Annotated in this window: 17 protein-coding genes and 1 tRNA gene; 9 read left to right on the forward strand and 9 right to left on the reverse strand. The window is 56.3% G+C overall.

The window, feature by feature from the left end:
* Window positions 1-85: 85 nt before the first annotated feature.
* Both ACIQT8_RS10315 and ACIQT8_RS10320 read right to left on the reverse strand, forming a co-directional pair.
* Window positions 86-3,853, reverse strand: coding sequence for an ice nucleation-like protein (locus tag ACIQT8_RS10315; protein ID WP_400964979.1), 3,768 nt, complete (start codon window positions 3,851-3,853; stop codon window positions 86-88).
* Between the two features lie 687 nt (window positions 3,854-4,540).
* Window positions 4,541-4,617: transfer RNA gene (locus ACIQT8_RS10320), tRNA-Arg, on the reverse strand.
* A 502-nt stretch (window positions 4,618-5,119) separates the two neighbouring features.
* Here ACIQT8_RS10320 and ACIQT8_RS10325 point away from each other — a divergent pair.
* Together ACIQT8_RS10325 and ACIQT8_RS10330 are read left to right on the forward strand one after the other, a co-directional pair.
* The gene (locus tag ACIQT8_RS10325; RefSeq protein ID WP_138791196.1) at window positions 5,120-5,614 is read left to right on the forward strand and encodes a MarR family winged helix-turn-helix transcriptional regulator; all 495 of its coding nucleotides are present in this window, start codon (window positions 5,120-5,122) and stop codon (window positions 5,612-5,614) included.
* Between the two features lie 147 nt (window positions 5,615-5,761).
* Complete coding sequence (locus ACIQT8_RS10330) at window positions 5,762-6,016, forward strand: hypothetical protein (protein ID WP_400964980.1); 255 nt, start codon at window positions 5,762-5,764, stop codon at window positions 6,014-6,016.
* Between the two features lie 17 nt (window positions 6,017-6,033).
* On the opposite strand, the gene ACIQT8_RS10335 is transcribed toward ACIQT8_RS10330, so the two are convergent.
* Window positions 6,034-6,498: a hypothetical protein gene (locus ACIQT8_RS10335; protein ID WP_400964981.1), complete on the reverse strand. Its 465-nt coding sequence runs from the start codon at window positions 6,496-6,498 to the stop codon at window positions 6,034-6,036.
* Window positions 6,499-6,523: 25 nt separating this feature from the next.
* Window positions 6,524-7,570 carry a LysR family transcriptional regulator gene (locus ACIQT8_RS10340; RefSeq protein ID WP_400964982.1) on the reverse strand — a complete coding sequence of 349 codons (1,047 nt, stop codon included), beginning with the start codon at window positions 7,568-7,570 and terminating at the stop codon, window positions 6,524-6,526.
* 259 nt (window positions 7,571-7,829) lie between these two features.
* On the opposite strand from ACIQT8_RS10340, the gene chvE reads away from it, so the two are divergent.
* The 4 genes from chvE (at window position 7,830) to araD1 (ending at window position 12,828) form a co-directional block, all read left to right on the forward strand.
* Window positions 7,830-8,894, forward strand: coding sequence for a sugar ABC transporter substrate-binding protein ChvE (gene chvE, locus ACIQT8_RS10345; protein WP_138791192.1), 1,065 nt, complete (start codon window positions 7,830-7,832; stop codon window positions 8,892-8,894).
* 86 nt (window positions 8,895-8,980) lie between these two features.
* Window positions 8,981-10,519 (forward strand): sugar ABC transporter ATP-binding protein GguA, encoded by a 1,539-nt coding sequence (gene gguA / locus ACIQT8_RS10350; protein ID WP_400964983.1) that lies wholly within the window; start codon window positions 8,981-8,983, stop codon window positions 10,517-10,519.
* Window positions 10,516-11,712, forward strand: coding sequence for a sugar ABC transporter permease GguB (gguB, locus tag ACIQT8_RS10355; protein WP_262523172.1), 1,197 nt, complete (start codon window positions 10,516-10,518; stop codon window positions 11,710-11,712). The genes gguA and gguB overlap by 4 nt, the downstream gene beginning before the upstream one ends.
* 120 nt (window positions 11,713-11,832) lie before the next feature.
* On the forward strand, window positions 11,833-12,828 hold the full coding sequence (araD1, locus tag ACIQT8_RS10360) for an AraD1 family protein (protein ID WP_400965405.1): 996 nt from the start codon (window positions 11,833-11,835) through the stop codon (window positions 12,826-12,828).
* A 50-nt stretch (window positions 12,829-12,878) separates the two neighbouring features.
* Here araD1 and ACIQT8_RS10365 read toward each other — a convergent pair whose 3' ends face one another.
* On the reverse strand, window positions 12,879-13,304 hold the full coding sequence (locus ACIQT8_RS10365; RefSeq protein WP_400964984.1) for a VOC family protein: 426 nt from the start codon (window positions 13,302-13,304) through the stop codon (window positions 12,879-12,881).
* Between the two features lie 145 nt (window positions 13,305-13,449).
* On the opposite strand from ACIQT8_RS10365, the gene ACIQT8_RS10370 reads away from it, so the two are divergent.
* A complete protein-coding gene (locus tag ACIQT8_RS10370; RefSeq protein WP_400964985.1) occupies window positions 13,450-14,184 on the forward strand; it encodes a transglutaminase family protein in 735 nt (244 codons plus the stop codon).
* Window positions 14,185-14,215: 31 nt separating this feature from the next.
* On the opposite strand, the gene ACIQT8_RS10375 is transcribed toward ACIQT8_RS10370, so the two are convergent.
* Genes ACIQT8_RS10375 through ACIQT8_RS10390 form a run of 4 tightly spaced genes read right to left on the reverse strand, consistent with a single transcriptional unit; the run spans window position 14,216 to window position 18,023 of the window.
* The gene (locus ACIQT8_RS10375) at window positions 14,216-14,812 is read right to left on the reverse strand and encodes a class I SAM-dependent methyltransferase (RefSeq protein WP_400964986.1); all 597 of its coding nucleotides are present in this window, start codon (window positions 14,810-14,812) and stop codon (window positions 14,216-14,218) included.
* A gap of 13 nt (window positions 14,813-14,825) precedes the next feature.
* Entirely contained in the window at window positions 14,826-15,647 is an 822-nt protein-coding gene (locus tag ACIQT8_RS10380) for a transglutaminase domain-containing protein (RefSeq protein WP_400964987.1), read from the reverse strand.
* A gap of 21 nt (window positions 15,648-15,668) precedes the next feature.
* Window positions 15,669-16,610, reverse strand: coding sequence for an alpha-E domain-containing protein (locus ACIQT8_RS10385; protein WP_138791185.1), 942 nt, complete (start codon window positions 16,608-16,610; stop codon window positions 15,669-15,671).
* 3 nt (window positions 16,611-16,613) lie between these two features.
* A complete protein-coding gene (locus ACIQT8_RS10390; protein ID WP_178340860.1) occupies window positions 16,614-18,023 on the reverse strand; it encodes a circularly permuted type 2 ATP-grasp protein in 1,410 nt (469 codons plus the stop codon).
* A 375-nt stretch (window positions 18,024-18,398) separates the two neighbouring features.
* Between ACIQT8_RS10390 and ACIQT8_RS10395 the strand changes: the two genes are divergently transcribed.
* Window positions 18,399-19,295 (forward strand): DMT family transporter, encoded by an 897-nt coding sequence (locus ACIQT8_RS10395; RefSeq protein WP_400964988.1) that lies wholly within the window; start codon window positions 18,399-18,401, stop codon window positions 19,293-19,295.
* 80 nt (window positions 19,296-19,375) lie between these two features.
* On the forward strand, window positions 19,376-19,993 hold the full coding sequence (locus tag ACIQT8_RS10400) for a L,D-transpeptidase (protein WP_262523166.1): 618 nt from the start codon (window positions 19,376-19,378) through the stop codon (window positions 19,991-19,993).
* Window positions 19,994-20,001: the final 8 nt, after the last annotated feature.

Raw genomic sequence — 20,001 nt, forward strand, 5'->3', positions numbered from 1 at the left:
CCTTCCGAAACATTCTGTAATCAGAATGCTCCTACGCTGCGACGCGGCTATGAGTCGCGTCGCAGGTTGTCTTGTTGCGTTAATCTTACGCTGTCTTGTAGGCGTTGATGATTGCCTCAACCTGTGCAGTGTTCATTGCCTGCAGCTGCTGGGAAGAGAGAGCATCGAGGTGCGTGCTGTCGAGACCGCCGAGGGCGTCGCTGGCAAGACCAGAGATTGCCTTGACGCTGATCGACGTAATCTCGTCTGTCGAGAAGAGCGAGAGTTCGTCGCTGCTCAAGGTTCCGACCTGTGCGGCGCTGAGACCTGCGATCTGATCCGACGTCAGAGCCTGGATCTGTTCCGTCGACAGAGCTTCGAACTGTGCCGAAGACAGAGCCGCTACCTGCGTTTTGCTCAGCGTGGCAACGTTCTCGGTGCTCAGCTTTGTAACGTCCAGGCCTGCAAGTGCTCTGGTGCTGATTGCCTTGATCTCATCAGTGGAGAAGGTGCTGAGCTGCTCGGAAGAGAGCGAACCCAACTGTCCCGAAGAGAGACCCGCGATCTGAGTCTTCGTCAGTGCTGCGGCATTGTCGGTGCTGAGGCTTGCCAGAGTATCGGTCGCAAGACCGGCAATGGCATTGGCGCTGATGGCAGCAATCTCGTCTGTCGAGAACAGAGCGATTTCATCGCTGCTGAGCGTGCCAACCTGCGCGGAGCTGAGACCGGCAACCTGATCCGAGGTCAAGGCCTGGAGCTGTTCGGTGGACAGAGCGGCGAACTGGGTCGAAGAGAGGGCAGCAACCTGAGTTTTGCTTAGCGTTGCAACATTCTCGGTGCTCAGCTTGGTGACATCAAGACCAGCAAGAGCCTTGGTGCCGATCGCTTTGATCTCGTCTGTCGAGAAGGTGTTCAGCTGCTCGGAAGAGAGCGAACCAAGCTGTGCCGAAGACAGGCCAGCGATCTGCGCCTTGGTCAGTGCCGCAGCGCTGTCCGTGCCGAGGCTTGCCAGCGTATCCGTTGCGAGGCCCGTCAGTGCATTGACGCTGATGGCAGCAATCTCATCGGTCGAGAACAGAGCGATTTCATCGCTGCTGAGTGTGCCGACCTGTGCGGCGCTGAGACCGGCAACCTGATCCGAGGTCAAGGCCTGGAGCTGTTCGGTCGAAAGAGCAGCGAACTGGGTCGAGGAGAGGGCCGCGACCTGGGCTTTGCTCAGCGTTGCAACATTTTCGGTGCTCAGCTTGGTGACATCAAGACCTGCAAGAGCCTTGGTGCTGATTGCCTTGATCTCGTCGGTCGAGAAGGTGGCAAGGCTTTCGGACGACAGAGACGCGAGCTGCGAAGAAGACAGACCAGCGATCTGCGCCTTGGTCAGTGCCGTTGCGTTATCGGTACCGAGGCTTGCCAGCGTGTCGGTCGCAAGACCGGCAATGGCCTTGGCGCTGATGGCGGCAATCTCGTCAGTCGAGAACAGTGCGATCTCGTCGCTGCTGAGCGTGCCAACCTGTGCGGCGCTGAGACCGGCAACCTGATCGGAGTTCAGAACCTGAAGCTGTTCGGTGGAGAGAGCAGCGAACTGCGTCGAAGAGAGAGCTGCAACCTGCGTTCTGGTCAGAGCGGCGACACCCTCGGTGCTGAGCTTGCTCACGTCGAGGCCGGCGAGAGCCTTGGTGCTGATCGCCTTGATCTCATCGGTCGAGAAAGTGGCAAGACCTTCAGAGGACAAGGAGCCGAGCTGCGTCGAAGACAGACCAGCGATCTGCGTCTTGGTCAAAGCCGTTGCATTATCGGTGCTGAGGCTTGCCAGCGTGTCGGTGGCAAGACCAGCAATCGCCTTTGCGCTGATGGCGGCAACTTCATCGGTCGAGAACAGGGCGATCTCGTCGCTGCTGAGTGTTCCTACCTGTGCGGCGCTGAGACCAGAAATCTGATCGGATGTCAGAGCCTGGATCTGCTCGGTGGAGAGAGCAGCGAACTGCGTCGAGGAGAGCGCGGCAACCTGGGTCTTGCTCAGCGTGGCAACGTTTTCGGTGCTGAGCTTGGTAACGTCGAGGCCAGCAAGTGCCTTGGTGCTGATTGCCTTGATCTCATCGGTCGAGAAGGTGTTCAGCTGCTCGGAAGAGAGCGAACCCAGCTGCGACGAGGAGAGGCCAGCGATCTGGGTCTTCGTCAGTGCTGCTGCGTTGTCGGTGCTGAGGCTTGCCAGCGTATCGGTGGCAAGACCAGCAATCGCCTTGGCGCTGATGGCCGCAATTTCGTCGGTCGAGAACAGTGCGAGTTCGTCGCTGCTCAAGGTTCCGACCTGTGCTGCGCTGAGACCCGAGACTTGGTCCGATGTCAGGGCCTGGATCTGTTCGGTAGAGAGAGCTGCAAACTGGGTCGAGGAGAGCGCCGCGACTTGAGTTTTGCTCAGCGTTGCGACATTCTCGGTGCTGAGCTTGGCAACGTCGAGGCCAGCAATCGCCTTGGTGCTGATTGCCTGTATTTCGTCGGTCGAGAAGGTGCTCAGTTGCTCAGACGAGAGCGAGCCGAGCTGAGCCGAAGACAGACCGGCGATCTGCGTCTTCGTCAGTGCAGCCGCGTTGTCAGTGCTGAGGCTTGCCAGTGCGTCGGTGGCGAGGCCAGCCAGTGCCTTGGCACTGATGGCGGCGATTTCATCGGTCGCGAACAGAGCGATCTCGTCGCTGCTGAGCGTGCCAACCTGTGCGGCGCTGAGGCCAGCAACCTGATCGGAGTTCAGAACCTGGATCTGTTCGGTCGAGAGGGCTGCGAACTGCGTCGAAGACAGTGCCGCGACCTGCGTTCTTGTCAGAGAAGCAACGCCCTCGGTGCTGAGCTTGGTAACGTCGAGGCCAGCAAGCGCCTTGGTGCTGATCGTCTTGATTTCATCGGTGGAGAAGGCGGCAAGGCTTTCGGAAGACAGCGAAGCGAGCTGAGACGAGGACAGGCCGGCGATCTGCGTCTTCGTCAGTGCTGCTGCGTTGTCAGTGCTGAGGCTTGCCAGCGTGTCGGTAGCAAGACCAGCAATCGCCTTTGCGCTGATGGCGGCAACTTCATCGGTCGAAAACAGGGCCAGTTCATCGCTGCTCAAGGTTCCGACCTGTGCGGCGCTGAGACCACCGACCTGATCAGAGGTCAGGGCCTGGATCTGCTCGGTGGAGAGAGCGGCAAACTGCGTCGAGGAGAGGGCCGCGACCTGCGTTTTCGTCAGGGTGGCGATGATTTCGGTGCTGAGCTTGGTAACGTCGAGGCCGGCAAGCGCCTTGGTGCTGATTGCCTCGATCTCGTCGGAAGAGAAGGTGTTCAGTTGCTCAGAGGAGAGCGAGCCGAGCTGAGAAGACGACAGACCAGCGATCTGGGTCTTGGTCAGTGCGGCAGCGTTGTCGGTGCTGAGGCTTGCCAGCGCGTCTGTGGCGAGGCCAGCCAGTGCCTTGGCGCTGATGGCGGCGATTTCATCGGTCGAGAACAGAGCGATTTCGTCGCTGCTGAGCGTGCCGACCTGTCCGGAGCTGAGACCTGCGATCTGATCCGACGTCAGCGCTTCAATCTGCGAGGTCGACAGAGCGGCGATCTGGCTCGTGTAAAGCGCCGTGACCTGGGAAGCCGACAGGCCGTTGATCTGCGTGGAGCCCAACAGTTCGATCTGGGCGACGGTCAGTCCCTTGACGGCGCTGACCGAAATTGCGTTGACGTCTTCGGAGCTGAAAAGCGCGAGGTTATCAGTGCTCAGCGAGGCGATCTGCGAGGACGTCAGCGCCTTGATCTTGGCGCTATCCAGGGCATTCACGTCCTCCGAGGTCAAACCAGCGATTGTTGACGTCGAAAGCTTGGAGATCTGCGCAGCAGACAATGAGGAGATAATCGAAGTCATGAACGTGTCCTTGATACCGAATAGCGACTGGTCACGCCTATCTGCCGCCAGACACCGCCATTCAGGACAGCGGTCCGACATCTGCAAATAAGCGAAATTAGGGAGAACATGGCTCGTGTGCGAACCTGCGCTGGAAAGGCATCATGCAATTCGAGCCAGAAAAAGGGCCCGGATTTTCCGCGCTAGTTTGTGCGTATGCCGCTTAAAAAATTTTGCGACTTGCACGCCTTATCAGGTCAACATTTAAAGCCGAGTTAATATTTGGAAGGGCGATCTTAATTCTTGAGTACCATGTATTGCATGGTTTTATGAAGTATAACGCATTGGCGCTAATCAATATTTTTGATTTTTTTCACTGGCGGAAACTGCGGTGTTTTTCGCCCAAAAATCCTTTGTTCTGAACTTTCCAGAGAGGTTTTTGTCGATATCTTGGAGGCGCCCGATTTAAGGATTGAAAGCCGCTTTGCTGAAAACGCCGAGCATGCGTGTCAACACGGTTATGCCCGGCGCCTGTCGCGAGATCTGAATGGTGGGCTGGGGCTGGTAAATTTACAGCAGCTGAAGCTCTAGGCTGCCGGAGGACTTTTGAGTCCAACATAAGTGCGGTTGCGATTTGTAATAACGTCGGAAAGCTGTAGCCGAGGTCATGGACCTCAATGTTCGCTTTTAAACTGGCGGTAAAACTAATGGCGCACCCGACAGGATTCGAACCTGTGACCTTTGGAATCGGAATCCAACACTCTATCCAGCTGAGCTACGGGTGCAGCCTCGACGCGTGAATCGCGCAGCGGTTGGTTCATAGCCCAGCTTTTCTCCCACATCAATGTCAAAATACGAGAGTGTTGTGAAACTGCGGCTGTTTGGTGATCTGAAAAATGATGGTGTTGTTCGTGGCTTCAGGGCTGGTCAGAGCGGGTTGAGATTTGCACTCGTGAAAAAGACGCTCCCATAAGTAGTGACGATTTTCTTGACTGGTTCGTGTGGTACCCGGTTCCGCCCGTTCTTCGTGAAGGGGGATATGAGGATAACTGAAGGGTTGGCGATGTGTTTGCCGGCTACCGAAATGTTCACTTTGCGGTGATCACTTTTTCGGGCTTTGGCAGCCTAATATTGGGGCTTTTGTCAGTGTTACGGCGAAGATTTTCGGGGTAACCACCAAATTATTATACAATATTAGTATCATCTACATTTATTTTGAATACAGTTTTAGCGCTTTGTCGTTTATGCTGCCGCCCGGGTAGATGGTACGAATCACGCGGGGATCCGATGGCTTTACGATTGGCACGGGACAACGAACGAAGATCCGAAAAGATGGAATTTGACGAGACTGATGCGGAAATCGACTACGGTCTGTTGTCGAATGCGATCAGTTATCACTTGCGACATTCGCAACTTGCCGTGGCAAACAGTTTTGCCGATGTGCTGGCTGAACAGGGCCTTAGGCCAGCGGATTTTTCCGTTCTCGTAATCGTTGGTGGCAATCCCGGTCTCAAGCAAAGCGACGTTGCAGAGGCGCTCGGCATACAGCGGGCCAATTTCGTCGCCATCGTCGACAGCATGGAAGAAAAGGACCTGCTTGTCCGTCGCAAATCGGAAGACGACAGGCGAGTGCATTTTCTCGACATGACGAAAAAGGGTGTCGGGCTGCTCGACAGTCTTTCCGCCAAATGGCGCGACCGTGAAGAAAAATTGATCGATAAGATTGGTGGCGAGAAGGCGCGCGACAAACTTCTTACCCTGCTTGGACGCTTGCGCGATTGATCAGAGTTTTTTCTGGAATACGTAGAGCCAGTCTTATTTTTTGATATTCCTTTGACTTACGACGATTTTACTTGGCGATTTGCTCGGGAGGCGACATAGAGCGTTCCCAAAAGCCGGTTTCGGCACATCAGCCTCCACGGAGACGCCATGCTTAATATCGACACGAGCCATCCGCTCTATCGTCCCATCTGGGTGCGACTGCTGATCGTTGGGTTTTGTGCCGCCTGGGCGGTCGTTGAGTTCGTCAATCGGGAATTTTTCTGGGGCACGGTTGTCGGCGGCATTGCTGTCTATGCCGGCTACGTGCTGCTGGTGGCTTTCAAGCCCGGGCCGGCGGCAGATGAGATCAAAACGAACGAAGAACCTGCCGACAAGATAAGCGATAAGGACGAAACGGCATAATTGCTGACGTTCGACTGTCAGCGCCGTAACATGCGGATTGCCTGATCGATCAGAAGATTGGCTGCTGTCATGCGCAATGTCGCATTTTGCCGGAACTGCGGCCTCACACTATCTGGATGATTAAGTCGGGCGAAGCGGCGTCGTTTTTCGGTGAGTGTCGCCAGCGTATCGCGTTCAGTGATGTCCAGCTCGTTGGCGACGTCCTCAAGCGAGGTTTTCTCAAGATAGGTCGGCATGGGGTCCGGTTCGGGCTCAGGCTCCGGTTCGGGTGGTGGCGGAGCGTCAGCCAGGAATGCCATGTAGGCCTCCATGCCGCTGTTGCCGGGTTGCCTTTCTGATGTTTCCGTATTGATGACGAAACCCGACGTCATTCCGCCGACGCGGTAATTTACCGGTACCTCATCGCCTTCCGCAGTATTTTCGTCTGCTTCCCGTTTCAGTCTTTCAATGACTGACTGGAAAACGGATTGTCCAAATAGCATCCGTGCACTCCTTGTCGGGCGTCATTCAAGCAACGAAGGATTGTGCCGGGCTTGTCGACGCGAATTGCACCTCGGTTGTAAGTTTGCGGCTCTCCTCAAGGACGAGATCGTAGAGCAGACGCGCACTAGGGGGCAAAACACGACCTTTGGTTGTTATGATGCTGTAAGGTTTGACGTTCAGGTCAAATTCTGTCGGCAAAACCCGTGTTTTACCGATCTGCGCCTGCTGCGCTGCAACAAATTCGGCCATATCGAGAGCGATAGGAGCGATGGCGTTGGTGTTGCAGACGAGCGCGAGTGTCAGGACGACAGATGGCGTGTTGATAATGTTGCGCGGCATGGCAACGCCGTGGGCTAGGAAGACATCTTCCATGGTCCTGCGCAACAGCGCGCCGGGGGGCTGGAAGACCCAGTCATAGGCGGAGAGATCTTTCAGTGCCACCGGTTTGCGGCTCAGCAAAGGATGCCCCTCGCGGACGATCAGGCAGGCCCGCTCAATGCCGATTTCGTGGATGGAGAACAGGCTGGGGTCGAGATCATCGGGTATTCGGCCGATAATGAAATCGTGCCTGGCAGCCAGGAGTTCCCGGGCCAGAATGTTGCTGCTTTCCACCTGCACATTGATTTCAATGCCGGGATAAGTGTCCATGGCACGGCGGATTGCCGGGACCACCAGACTGATCGCCGGGGCCGTCACGGCACCGATATAGACGGAGCCGCCGCTTCCGGATTTCATCTGATTGAGCTCGCGGCTTGCCTCACGCAGTTCCAGAAGGATTGTGCGCGCTCTCTTTGCCAATGCCTCGCCGAATTTCGTCAGAACGACGCCGCGCGAGGCGCGTCGACAGAGCGGGCTTTTGGCAATGGCTTCCATTTCTGAAAGCATGCGGGAAGCGGCCGGTTGCGTCATGTTCATGGCTGCTGCGGCTGCACTGACCTGCCCATGTTCTTCGATCATCACGAGCATGCGCAGATGGCTCATCTTCAGCCCGGCGCGCAACAAAGGGTTGTCTTCGAAGACAAAAAGCCCTTCAGTATTTTGCGGATGCTCATACTCTTTATGGTTGTTCATCGGCTTTTTGTTTCTCTCATTCGGTTATTATATCGATTTAATATATCAAAATTGATATAGGTAAACTGATTTATTCTATTTGACAGTTATATGGATTCGGAACAGTTTGCGGGAATGCCGGGGAGGAGCGGCAAGTGGACCTGTTTCGCATTTGCGAAAAGGATTGAGCCACCGGGCGGCTTCTCTCTTTCATGGCATGGATTTTGTGGTGCGCCGCAGCATGCGGGCGCCAGAGATAAGGGTTCAAGGGAGAGAGTTAATGAAATCCATTATTTCGTTGCTGGCGGCTTGTGCCATCGGTGCAGCATCGTTTGCTGCGCCGGCTTTCGCACAAGACAAGGGTGCCGTTGGCATTGCCATGCCGACCAAGTCTTCCGCGCGCTGGATCGATGACGGCAACAACATCGTCAAGCAGTTGCAGGAAGCTGGCTACACCACGGACCTGCAGTACGCAGACGACGATATCCCGAATCAGCTTTCGCAGATCGAAAACATGGTCACCAAGGGCGTAAAGGTCCTGGTTATTGCTTCGATCGACGGAACGACGCTTTCGGACGTTCTCAAGCAGGCTGGCGAGCAGGGCATCAAGGTCATCGCATATGACCGCCTGATCCGTAACAGCGGCGACGTCAGCTACTACGCAACCTTCGACAACTTCCAGGTTGGCGTTCTGCAGGCGACTTCGATCGTCGACAAGCTCGGCCTCAAGGATGGCAAGGGTCCGTTCAACATCGAACTGTTCGGCGGTTCTCCGGACGACAACAACGCCTTCTTCTTCTACGATGGCGCTATGTCCGTTCTTCAGCCTTACATCGACAGCGGCAAGCTGGTCGTAAAGTCCGGCCAGACGGGCATGGACAAGGTTGGTACGCTGCGTTGGGACCCGGCAACGGCCCAGGCTCGTATGGATAACCTGCTTTCGGCTTACTACACCGACGCCAAGGTCGACGCTGTTCTGTCGCCTTACGACGGTCTGTCCATCGGCATCATCTCCTCGCTCAAGGGCGTAGGTTATGGCTCGAAGGACCAGCCGCTGCCGGTCGTTTCCGGTCAGGATGCTGAAGTTCCGTCCGTCAAGTCGATCATCGCTGGCGAACAGTACTCCACCATCTTCAAGGATACCCGCGAACTGGCGAAGGTTACCGTGAACATGGTCAACGCGCTGATGGAAGGCAAAGAGCCTGAAGTCAACGACACCAAGACCTATGAAAACGGCGTCAAGGTTGTTCCGTCCTACCTGCTGAAGCCGGTTGCCGTGACCAAGGACAACTACAAGCAGGTGCTCGTTGACGGTGGTTACTACACCGAAGACCAGCTGAAATAATCTGACAATCGCGGGGAAGGCTTGCAGCTTTCCCCGCTCTCCATAAAAATAAAAACCCCGGAATTAATCGGGCGCTGGATTGCGATATGGCCAATACCATTCTCGAAATGCGGAACATCACCAAGACGTTTCCAGGCGTGAAAGCGCTTGAGAACGTCAACCTCCAAGTGAAGGAAGGTGAGATCCACGCACTCGTCGGTGAGAACGGCGCTGGAAAGTCGACCTTGATGAAGGTCCTTTCCGGTGTTTATCCCGCGGGCACCTATGAAGGTGAAATTCACTACGACGGCGCCGTCCGTAATTTTCGCGCGATCAACGATAGCGAAGATATCGGCATCATCATCATTCACCAGGAACTGGCGCTTGTGCCGCTGCTGTCGATTGCGGAGAACATCTTTCTCGGCAATGAAGTTGCGTCGAGCGGCGTCATCAACTGGCAGACGACATTCAACCGTACCCGCGAGCTTCTGAAGAAGGTCGGGTTGAAGGAATCGCCTGAAACCCTCATCACCGACATTGGCGTCGGCAAGCAGCAGCTCGTCGAAATCGCCAAGGCGTTGTCGAAGAGCGTGAAGCTGCTCATTCTCGATGAGCCGACGGCGTCGCTCAACGAAACCGATTCCGAAGCGTTGCTGAACCTGCTTATGGAGTTCCGCAAGCAGGGTATGACGTCGATCATCATCACCCACAAGCTGAACGAAGTGCGCAAGGTGGCCGACCAGATCACCGTGCTGCGTGACGGCATGACCGTGAAGACGCTCGACTGTCATAAGGAAGAAATCAGCGAAGACGTCATCATCCGCAACATGGTGGGCCGCGATCTGGAAGATCGTTATCCACCACGCGATGTGCCGATTGGCGAAACCATTCTCGAAGTGAAGAACTGGAACGCCTATCACCAGCACCACCGCGACCGCCAGATGCTGCACGACATCAACATCACCGTCCGCAAGGGCGAGGTTGTCGGCATCGCGGGTCTGATGGGCGCGGGGCGCACGGAATTCGCGATGAGCGTGTTCGGCAAGTCCTACGGCCACAAGATCACCGGCGAGGTGCTGATGGACGGCAAGGCCGTCGACGTCAGTACGGTTCGCAAGGCAATCTATGCTGGTCTCGCTTATGTCACCGAAGACCGCAAGCATCTCGGTCTGGTGTTGAACGACAACATTCTCCACAACACGACACTCGCCAACCTGGCCGGTGTCTCCAATGCGGGGGTTATCGATGACATCAGGGAGATGAAGGTGGCGAGCGATTTTCGCACGCGCCTGCGCATCCGGTCTTCGGGCATATTCCAGGAGACGGTCAATCTTTCGGGCGGCAACCAGCAGAAGGTCGTGCTGTCGAAGTGGCTGTTCTCCAATCCCGAGGTTCTGATCCTCGATGAACCGACGCGCGGTATCGACGTCGGTGCCAAATATGAAATCTACACCATCATCAACCAGCTCGCTGCCGACGGCAAAGGCGTTCTGATGATTTCATCGGAAATGCCAGAATTGCTCGGCAATTGCGACCGCATCTACGTCATGAACGAAGGCCGCATCGTTGCCGAACTGCCGAAGGGAGAGGCGAGCCAGGAAAGCATCATGCGCGCTATCATGCGCTCAGGGGAGAAGAACTCATGAGTTCGGCCAATACAACAAAAGAAGAAAGCAACATCATCTCCGTGTCGTCCTACATTCGCGCCAACATCCGCGAATACGGCATGCTGATTGCGCTCGTCGCCATCATGGTTTTCTTCCAGTTTTATACCGGCGGCATTCTGTTCCGCCCGGTTAACCTGACGAACCTCGTTCTGCAGAACTCGTTCATCGTCATCATGGCGTTGGGCATGCTGCTTGTCATCGTCGCGGGACACATCGATCTTTCGGTGGGGTCGATTGTTGCGTTTGTCGGCGCGATCGCCGCCATATTGACGGTGCAATGGGGCATGAACCCGTTCCTCGCGGCGCTCATTTGTCTTGTCATCGGCGGCATCATCGGTGCTGCGCAGGGCTATTGGGTTGCCTATCACCGCATTCCGTCGTTCATCGTGACGCTGGCGGGCATGCTGGTGTTCCGAGGCCTGACGCTTTTCGTGCTGGGCGGCAAGAACATTGGTCCGTTCCCGGCCGATTTCCAGGTCATCAGCACCGGCTTCCTGCCTGATATCGGCGGTATCGAGGGTCTTAACACGACTTCCATGATCCTGACCGTACTCGCACCGATCATTCTGTTCTATCTGGCCTGGCGTCGTCGTGCCGTGAACGTACAACACGGCATCGATGTCGAGCCGTTCGGCTTCTTCATCGCCCAGAACCTCGTCATCTCCGCTGCGATCCTGTTCCTCGGCTATCAGCTGTCGACCTATCGTGGCCTGCCGAACGTTCTGATCGTGATGATTGCTCTGATCGTGCTCTATAGCTTCGTGACGCGCCGTACCACCATTGGTCGCCGCATCTATGCGCTGGGTGGCAACGAGAAGGCGACGAAGCTTTCCGGTATCAATACCGAGCGGCTGAACTTCCTGACCTTCATCAACATGGGTGTTCTTGCCGGCTTGGCTGGCATGATCATCGCAACTCGCCTCAACTCGGCGACACCGAAAGCCGGTGTTGGCTTCGAACTGGACGTGATCGCGGCCTGCTTCATTGGCGGTGCTTCTGCATCCGGCGGCGTCGGCAAGATCACCGGTGCGGTTATCGGCGCCTTCATCATGGGTGTCATGAACAACGGCATGTCGATCGTCGGTCTTGGCATCGATTTCCAGCAGATGGTGAAGGGCCTCGTGCTTCTCGCTGCTGTGTTCTTCGACGTCTACAACAAGAACAAGGGCTGATTGTCCAGCCCGATCTAGCAAGCAAAAAAGTGGCCGGGTTCCGGCCACTTTCATAAGATGCAGGCGCATTGCGCCGCAGGTTTGAGAGACAGGCGTAAAGCGCCTTAGGAAGGAATGACCGTGCTAATTTCACAGATCAAGGACACCAGCGGCAAGATCGTCGTGGCAGTTCGCGAAGAGGGCGGCGAAGCGCGTGCCGTCAACAACGCAGAATCCGTTTATGCGCTTGCCATGGAAGCCGCCAACGGTGGCAAGAGCCTTGCGGATGTTATTTCCGCGCATGGTCTGGGCGAGACTGTCGACCTTGAGCAGGTCTATGCAGAAGGCCGTTTTCTGCCGCCGATCACGCATCCGGACCCGGCGCATCTGCATCTGACGGGCACGGGTCTGACGCATCTCGGCTCCGCTGCAACGCGTGACAGCATGCACAAGAAGACAACGGAAGCCGCCGAGGAAAGCCTGACGGATTCCATGAAAATGTTCCGCATGGGCCTCGAGAACGGCAAGCCGAAGGCCGGTGAAAAGGGCGTTCAGCCGGAATGGTTCTATAAGGGCAACGGTTACGTTGCTGCCGCTCCTGGTGCTGCGCTCACTTCTCCATCCTTCGCGCTTGACGGTGGCGAAGAGCCTGAGATGGCTGGCATCTACGTTATCTCTGACAAGGGCGAACCGGTCCGCATCGGCTTTGCTGTTTCGAACGAGTTCTCCGACCACGTCACCGAGCGGATCAACTACCTTTATCTCGCGCATTCCAAGCTGCGTCCGGCAAGCTTTGGCCCGGAAATCCGCGTTGGCGCACCGCCCTCGGACATTCGCGGTACGTCGCGCATTCGTCGTGGCGACAAGGTGATTTTCGAAAAGCCGTTCGTTTCGGGTGAAGACAACATGTCCCACACCTTCGCAAACCTCGAATATCACCATTTCAAATATGGATTGTTCCGTGCACCGGGCGACGTGCATGTCCACATGTTCGGCACTGCAACGCTTTCCTTCGCAGATGGCGTGAAGCCGGAGGCGGGCGACGTATTCGAAATCGAAGCCGCTGGTTTCGGCCTGGCGCTGAAAAACCCGCTTGCCGTCGATGCGGAAGAAGAGATTGCCGTCCGTCAGATCTGATCTGGTGGTATGAACGATCAGGGCCCCGGCTGGAAACAGGCGGGGCTTTTTTATGAGGGGGGCATTCCGTCTAAGCCCCAAAGTCGTCCTTCGCCCACCTCGACCGAATTTCCTGCGGGGTCGCGGATGTAGACCGACCGGCTGTCATTGCCCCAGCGATGGTAATGTTCGACAGCAATGCCGAGAGTGATGAAACGATCGCGCCATGCATCGACCTCCCTACTGTCTTTTACCCGAAAACAGAAATGTCCCTGACCTGCCGTACCGTGACGAGGGATGGGATTGTGCTCGTCCGCCTTGCGGGATTTCTCCGGGTCGAAGATCAGCAACATTTGTTGCCCACAACGGAAAAACACGAACTGTCCCGGAAGCCTCCTGACCATTTCAAGTCCGAAAACCTCACCATAAAACTGCTCGGCGGCCTCCAGATCATCGGCGTAGATGGCTGTCTCCATAATGCCGCCGAGTGGCTTCATAGTCTTTCTCCCTGCATTCCTGCCAGTCTCACTGCCTTTCATCACGACGTCTACCATTTTGTTGAGAAGGGGCTTGAACCTCTAGTCGCTATAGATGCTAGCCATTGTCGGAAGTGATGGAGGCGGCGTTCATGGAGGAAAAGAGGTGAAGGCTTATCTGGTGGAGACGCCGTTGTTGAATTATCGCTCGCGCAGCATACAGGCAATTCTTGCCGCAAGAGGATGGGCGATGCTGTTGCCGTTCGAGCGCATTGGTGCGGCCTATGACTTCGTAAGAAACGATGTCGCCTTCGGTTACAATCGGGCAGACGATATTCCTGCCACCGCTGTGCTTGCCGACGGCTATGGGCAATGCAATACCAAGGCCATCTTGCTGATGGCACTGCTGCGCGCTTTGGAAATCCCATGCCGTCTGCACGGCTTCACGATCCACAAGGGATTGCAGCGGGGTATCGTGCCCGAAATCGTCTACGGCATCGCGCCTGACAGCATTCTGCACAGTTGGGTCGAGATCTGGTTCGAAGATCGATGGATCGAACTGGAAGGCTTTATTCTCGACGCGCGGTTTCTGAAAAGCCTGCAAACGCATTTTGCGGAGCAGGGCTCATCCTTGTGTGGTTATGGCGCGGGAACGGATTGTCTTGACGCACCCGCCGTCACATGGACCGGGCGCAGCACCTATATCCAGAAGACTGGCATCAATCAGGACCTTGGCCTGTTCAACAGTCCTGATGCCTTTTATCGGCAACACGAACAGGCGTTCCACGGGGTAAAAGGCCTGCTCTATTCATTTGTCATACGACACTGGATGAACGCGCGGGCAAGACGTATCCGTGACGGCCGGGTGCCTGCTATTCCTGGAGGATCTCACGCGCATTAGCATAAGCCGGGCGGTGTCCTGTCGTGATAGATTATGCCTTGATGGCTGTGATATGGAGCCATTCGGTCGGCTCTCTGTCATAGCCGCTGCCTTGCCGTGTTTCGATCGTCAGTTCCTGCCAGCCATGCCGCATGTAGGCGTCCGTCAGCCATTCTTGCGTTGGATAATTGAAATACCGACCGAACCGGTCGCGGCCGTCCGTCTCACCCGCCTTGAAACTTGCATGGAAAACGCCGCTCGGCTTCAGGGCACGGTGAATACGGCCTACGATTCCTGACAGCGAGGGGCGAGGCGCGTGCAACAGGCAGGCATTTGCCCAGATGCCCTCATATCGCTCCTCTTCATCCAGTTCATCAAAGAACAGTTGCCTGACGGGAACACCCAGTCTTGCCTGTGCCGCCGCGACTATTGCCGGTGTGCCATCTGTCGGATGAACGTCGAAGCCTCTTTCAAGCATGAAAGCGCTGTCCTGGCCGCTACCGCAGCCAAGTTCAAGGATCGTTGCGCCAGACGGCAGCTTTTGGAGAAACGGCTCGAGATACAGAATGTTCGCGTTGCGCATTGTCGACGTATAGGCATCGGCATTCTGCTTGTAAAAGCCGATTGTTTCGTCGTCCTTGCCCGTCACTGTTTTATCACCGTCAGCTTTGTGATTGGCTCTGGCTCTGCGATTGCTGGACGGTTACCGAGACGTTGAGGGTTTCGCCGGCCTGGCCGATCCGCATGCCGGATACAGGCGCGCAATCGCGGTAGCACAGGCCGGATGCGATGCGCACATATCGGTCGTCGGGGCAGATGTTGTTGGCAGCGTCGAAACCGACCCAGCCAAGTCCCTCCAGGTGCACCTCCGCCCAGGCATGGGTCGCAGTCTGCTCTGCCACGTCCTCCATCATCAGATAACCGGAAACGTAACGGGCCGGCAGGCCGATCAGGCGCGCCGCAGACACGAGAATATGCGTGTGGTCCTGGCACACACCCTTGCCGGTTTCCAGCGCCAGTTCAGCGGTTGTTTCCGGGTCTGTTGCGCCAGGAACATATTCGACCTTGCGATGGATGTTTTCCATCAGGTCGTGCAGACGCGCCAGTTCGCTCTCGCCATTGCTCACCTTGACCAGCTCGCGAATGAGCTTTCCCGGCTTGGTGCGTGGTGTTTCGCGCAGAAAAAGCCAGAGCGGTGCATTGCCGATATGGTAACCGTAGACACCGGCCCTGTCTTCGGTCTCGACAATGCCGCTTGCAACGACCTTGACCTGCTGCTGTGGACCTTCGGTTTCCACCAGAGAGACCCTGTTGCCGAAATGGTCGTCATAGGTCACTTCGACGGTCGCGCCATCGACTGCGACAGCCCAATCCTCGACCTTCTGGCAAGGGCCGGTCTGCGGTGTCAGCCGCAACCTTTGCAAGGCATAAGGCATTGGCTCGTCATAGACATATTCTGTCGTATGGGTGATTTTCAGACGCATACCCTGTCCCCGTCCACGCGCTTACTGATAGAAGCGGTAGCCTTCCGTGATTTCCTGCCCCAACTGCCCGTTGCGGATGACGAATCTTTCCAGAAACTCGTGCAAGCCTTCATCCATGACGCGATTGATCGTCGTCGTGTGCAAGGTGTTGCGGATGCTTTCGGCCGTTTCGTGAGCCTGGTGCCGCTCGCCGTAATCCTCTGCAATGTAATTGAGATTGCTGGCGATCTTGTCGTAGCAATAGGCAAGAGAGCGTGGCATGCGGGCGTTGAGGATCAGGAAATCGGCAATATTGGCAGGCTTGTACTCTGCGTCATACACCCAGCCGTAGGAACGGTGGGCAGAGGCTGAGCGCAGGATCGATTCCCACTGTACGTTGTCGAGCGATGATCCGACATGCGACATACCTGGCAGCAACACATAATACTTCACATCAAGAATACGCGCGGTGTTGTCCGCACGCTCGATGAACGTGCCGATGCGCGAGAAATTGTAGAGATCGTTGCGCAGCATCGAGCCGTGGAACGCGCCGCGCACCAGTCCGGCGCGATGTTTGATGACATCGATGATTTGCGGCAGTTCGGCGGCTTTCACACGTCGACCGAGGAGGTTTTTCAGTTCGATCCAGAACTCGTTCGTTGCCTCCCACGTTTCACGCGTCAGTGCCGTCCGCACCATGCGGGCGTTGTTGCGGCCTGACTCGATGCAGGACATGACGCTGGAGGGGTTTGATCTCTCACGCAGCAGGTAGTCGATCGCGTCGACTGCCGTTACCTTTTCGTTGGTTTCAAGAAACGCTTCGCGTACGCCCGCACTTTGCAGTACGCCATCCCAGTCTTCATCGCCGGTGCCACTGCGTGTCAGCGACATGCGTAAGCCCGCGTCGATCAGTCGGGCGATGTTTTCTGCACGCTCGATGTACCGGAACATCCAGTAGAGCCCGTTTGCCGTCCTGCCCAGCATGGCTTAGTCCTCCAGTACCCACGTATCCTTGGTGCCGCCGCCCTGGCTGGAATTGACCACGAGCGAGCCCTTCTTGAGCGCGACGCGGGTCAAACCGCCGGGAATGATCTTCACCTTGTCAGAAACGAGGACATAGGGGCGAAGATCGACATGGCGCGGCGCGATGCCGTTTTTCACCATGATCGGCACGGTCGAAAGCGACAGCGTGGGCTGCGCAATGTAATTGGCCGGGCGCGCCCTCAGCTTCTCTGCGAAAAGCGCTCGTTCCCGCTTCGAGGCCGTCGGGCCGACCAGCATGCCGTAACCGCCCGAACCGTGGACTTCCTTGACGACAAGGTCGGCCAGGTTGTCGAGAACGTATTTCAGGCTGTCCGGCTCGGAACAGCGCCATGTCGGCACATTTTCCAGAAGCGGCTTGCGACCGGTATAGAACTCGACGATCTCCGGCATATAGGAGTAGATCGCCTTATCGTCGGAAATGCCGGTTCCGGGTGCGTTGGCAATGGTGATATTGCCAGCACGATAGACATCCATGATGCCGGGTACGCCAAGGGCGGAATCCGGACGGAAGGTCAGCGGATCGAGGAAGTCGTCATCGACGCGGCGATAGAGGACGTCAATTGCCTCGTAACCCCGGGTGGTGCGCATCTTGACCTTGCCGTCCATGACACGCAGGTCAGATCCTTCCACCAGTTCGACGCCCATCATGTCGGCAAGGAACGAATGCTCGTAATAGGCGGAATTATAAATGCCCGGCGTCAAGACGGCGACGCGCGGCTTGCCGGTGCAGCCGGGCGGAGCAAGTGATGCCAGCGACTGCCGCAGCAGGTAGGGGTAATCCTCCACCCGTTGCACGCGGTTCTCATGGAACAGTTCCGGGAACATCTGCATCATCGTTTCGCGGTTTTCCAGCATGTAGCTGACACCGGATGGTGTGCGGGCGTTGTCCTCGAGAACATAGAACTGGTCTTCACCGGTGCGAACGATATCCGTGCCGACGATGTGAGTATAAACGCCGCCTGGTGGCGTAAAGCCGATCATTTCCGGCAGGAAGGCCTCATTCTTTTCAATGAGTTCGCGAGGAATACGTCCAGCGCGAATGATTTCCTGCTTGTGATAGATGTCATCGAGGAAAGCGTTGAGGGCGAGCACCCGCTGTTCGATACCCTGCGCCAGCTTGCGCCATTCCCGTCCGGAGATGATGCGCGGGATGATGTCGAATGGTATCAGTTTCTCGGAACTGTCAGCGTGGCCATAAACGGCAAAAGTAATGCCGGTTTTCCGAAAGATGTTTTCCGCGTCTTTTGACTTCTGGATCAGGTGCGCGCTGTCCTGTCGGCTGTACCACTCGTTGTAGTTTTCGTATGGGTTTCGCGGCGTGTTGTCCGCATTCATCATTTCGTCAAATGCCAACTTCGATGTCCCCTTTTTTGCCATATGAATACAACGTCAGAAGCAATGCAAGAACTATGCAGGCCACCGGTTGAAGATTTTCTCCCGGATTGTGGCCGAGCTATCCTTATAAAAAAGAAGCAATTTTTGAGATTTAGCCTATAAATGCGGCACGTCGAAATTGGTTGCGTCGGGTGACGGGGCGGAGAGGGGCTGCTGGACTGTGCGGCCATTGGGCGAATGCATAAAATTTGCTCTTTCGCTTTCTGCTGATGCTGGTTGGTGTTTCATCAGAAAAACTGAACGATGTGATCACGAAAAGACTTTTGACCTTCGTTTGTAACGGAGTTACCGGCGTTCAAGCCGCCATTACGACAAGGTTTTCGGAACGCACTCATGTCTCTTGACCGTCTGGCTCCGGCCATTTTCGTCTTTCTCTGGTCAACCGGGTGGGTGACGGCAAAATATGCCGTCCACTATACCGGGCCACTGACGTTCCTCTGTCTTCGCTATGCTCTGGCGGGTGTTTTACTGTGGCTGATCTGTCAAGTGGCAAGCGTGAGTTGGCCACGGGGATGGAGGGACATCGGTCGTGCGATTTTGTCTGGCGTCTTCCTGCACGGCATCTATCTTGGCATGATCTGGTGGGCGATTGGCCAAGGCGTTCCGGCGGCAATCGGTGGTATCATTGCCGGATTGCAGCCGCTGATGACTGCCGTTGCCGCTCCTTTTGTGATCGGCGAGCGATTGTCCAATGCGCAGCGTGCCGGACTGGTCATCGGTTTCGTGGGGATAGCGATCGCAGTTTTACCAAAGGTGATGGCGGTCGGGGCCGCCGGGGTGCCGGTGCCGTTTTATGCTGTGGCCATCAATGTCCTTGGCATGGTTTCGGTCACCTACGGGACGCTTTACCAGAAGAAACATGTCCATGGCGGAAACATCATGGCGGTGGCGACCCTGCAATATGTCGGCGCTTTGCTGATAACTGTGCCATTCACGTTCTTGCTCGAGGATGGCCACATCGACTGGAGCACGGGGCTTCTGGCGACGCTTGCATGGTCGGTCGGGGCAATTTCCATCGGCGCGGTTGCCTTGTTGCTCTATCTTATTCGCAAGGGACAGGTGTCGCGCGCCGCATCACTGATCTATCTTGTGCCTCCGCTTGCTGCCATCGAAGCGGCTGTTCTGTTTGGCGAGACATTGACGACGGCGATGATGGCCGGGACCGTACTTGCGGTCGCGGGTGTCTACCTTGCAAATCGCAAACCTGTTGCTTCGGCGTCCGGCGGTTAACACTTGCCTATGTAGATTAGAGGTTTGTTAACCATAAAATTATACCCCTCGTTAATCGAAAGATTCTTGGCGGGGGTTACATGTCTATTTCGCGTCGTGGTGTTCTGTTTGGATTACCGCTGTTGTTGGCCGGTTGTGCAAGCTCAGGCGTATCGCATCAAAGGCTCAATTATGCGGCGAAGCCGGATGAGAAGTTCCCGCTTCCTGCAATGCATCTCGACAAGGTGAAGCCGGAGCTTCGCCGCCAGGAAGTGTCCTATGATACGACGCATCCAGCAGGTACCGTTGTTGTCGATACGCCGGCGCGCCGTCTCTATTACGTCATGGGCGATGGCCGGGCGATGCGGTATGGCGTTGGTGTTGGCCGACAGGGACTGGCACTGAAGGGCGATGCCTATGTGGGTCGTAAGGCGGAATGGCCATCCTGGACGCCAACAGCGAATATGATGCGACGCGATCCGCGCAATCTGAAATTCGCTGGTGGCATGCCTGGCGGTCCGAACAATCCGCTCGGCGCGCGTGCGCTTTATCTTTATCGTGGTAACAACGATACAATGTTCCGGTTGCACGGCACCAATCAGCCGCAGTCCATCGGTCATGCCATGTCGAGCGGTTGCATTCGCATGCTGAACCACGACATCATCGATCTCTATTCGCGTGTTCCTGTCGGCGCCCGCGTCGTCGTCCTGCAGGCCTGAGCTACGCT

Source organism: Agrobacterium sp. NPDC090273, assembly GCF_044772305.1.
Classification (GTDB): Bacteria; Pseudomonadota; Alphaproteobacteria; order Rhizobiales; family Rhizobiaceae; genus Agrobacterium.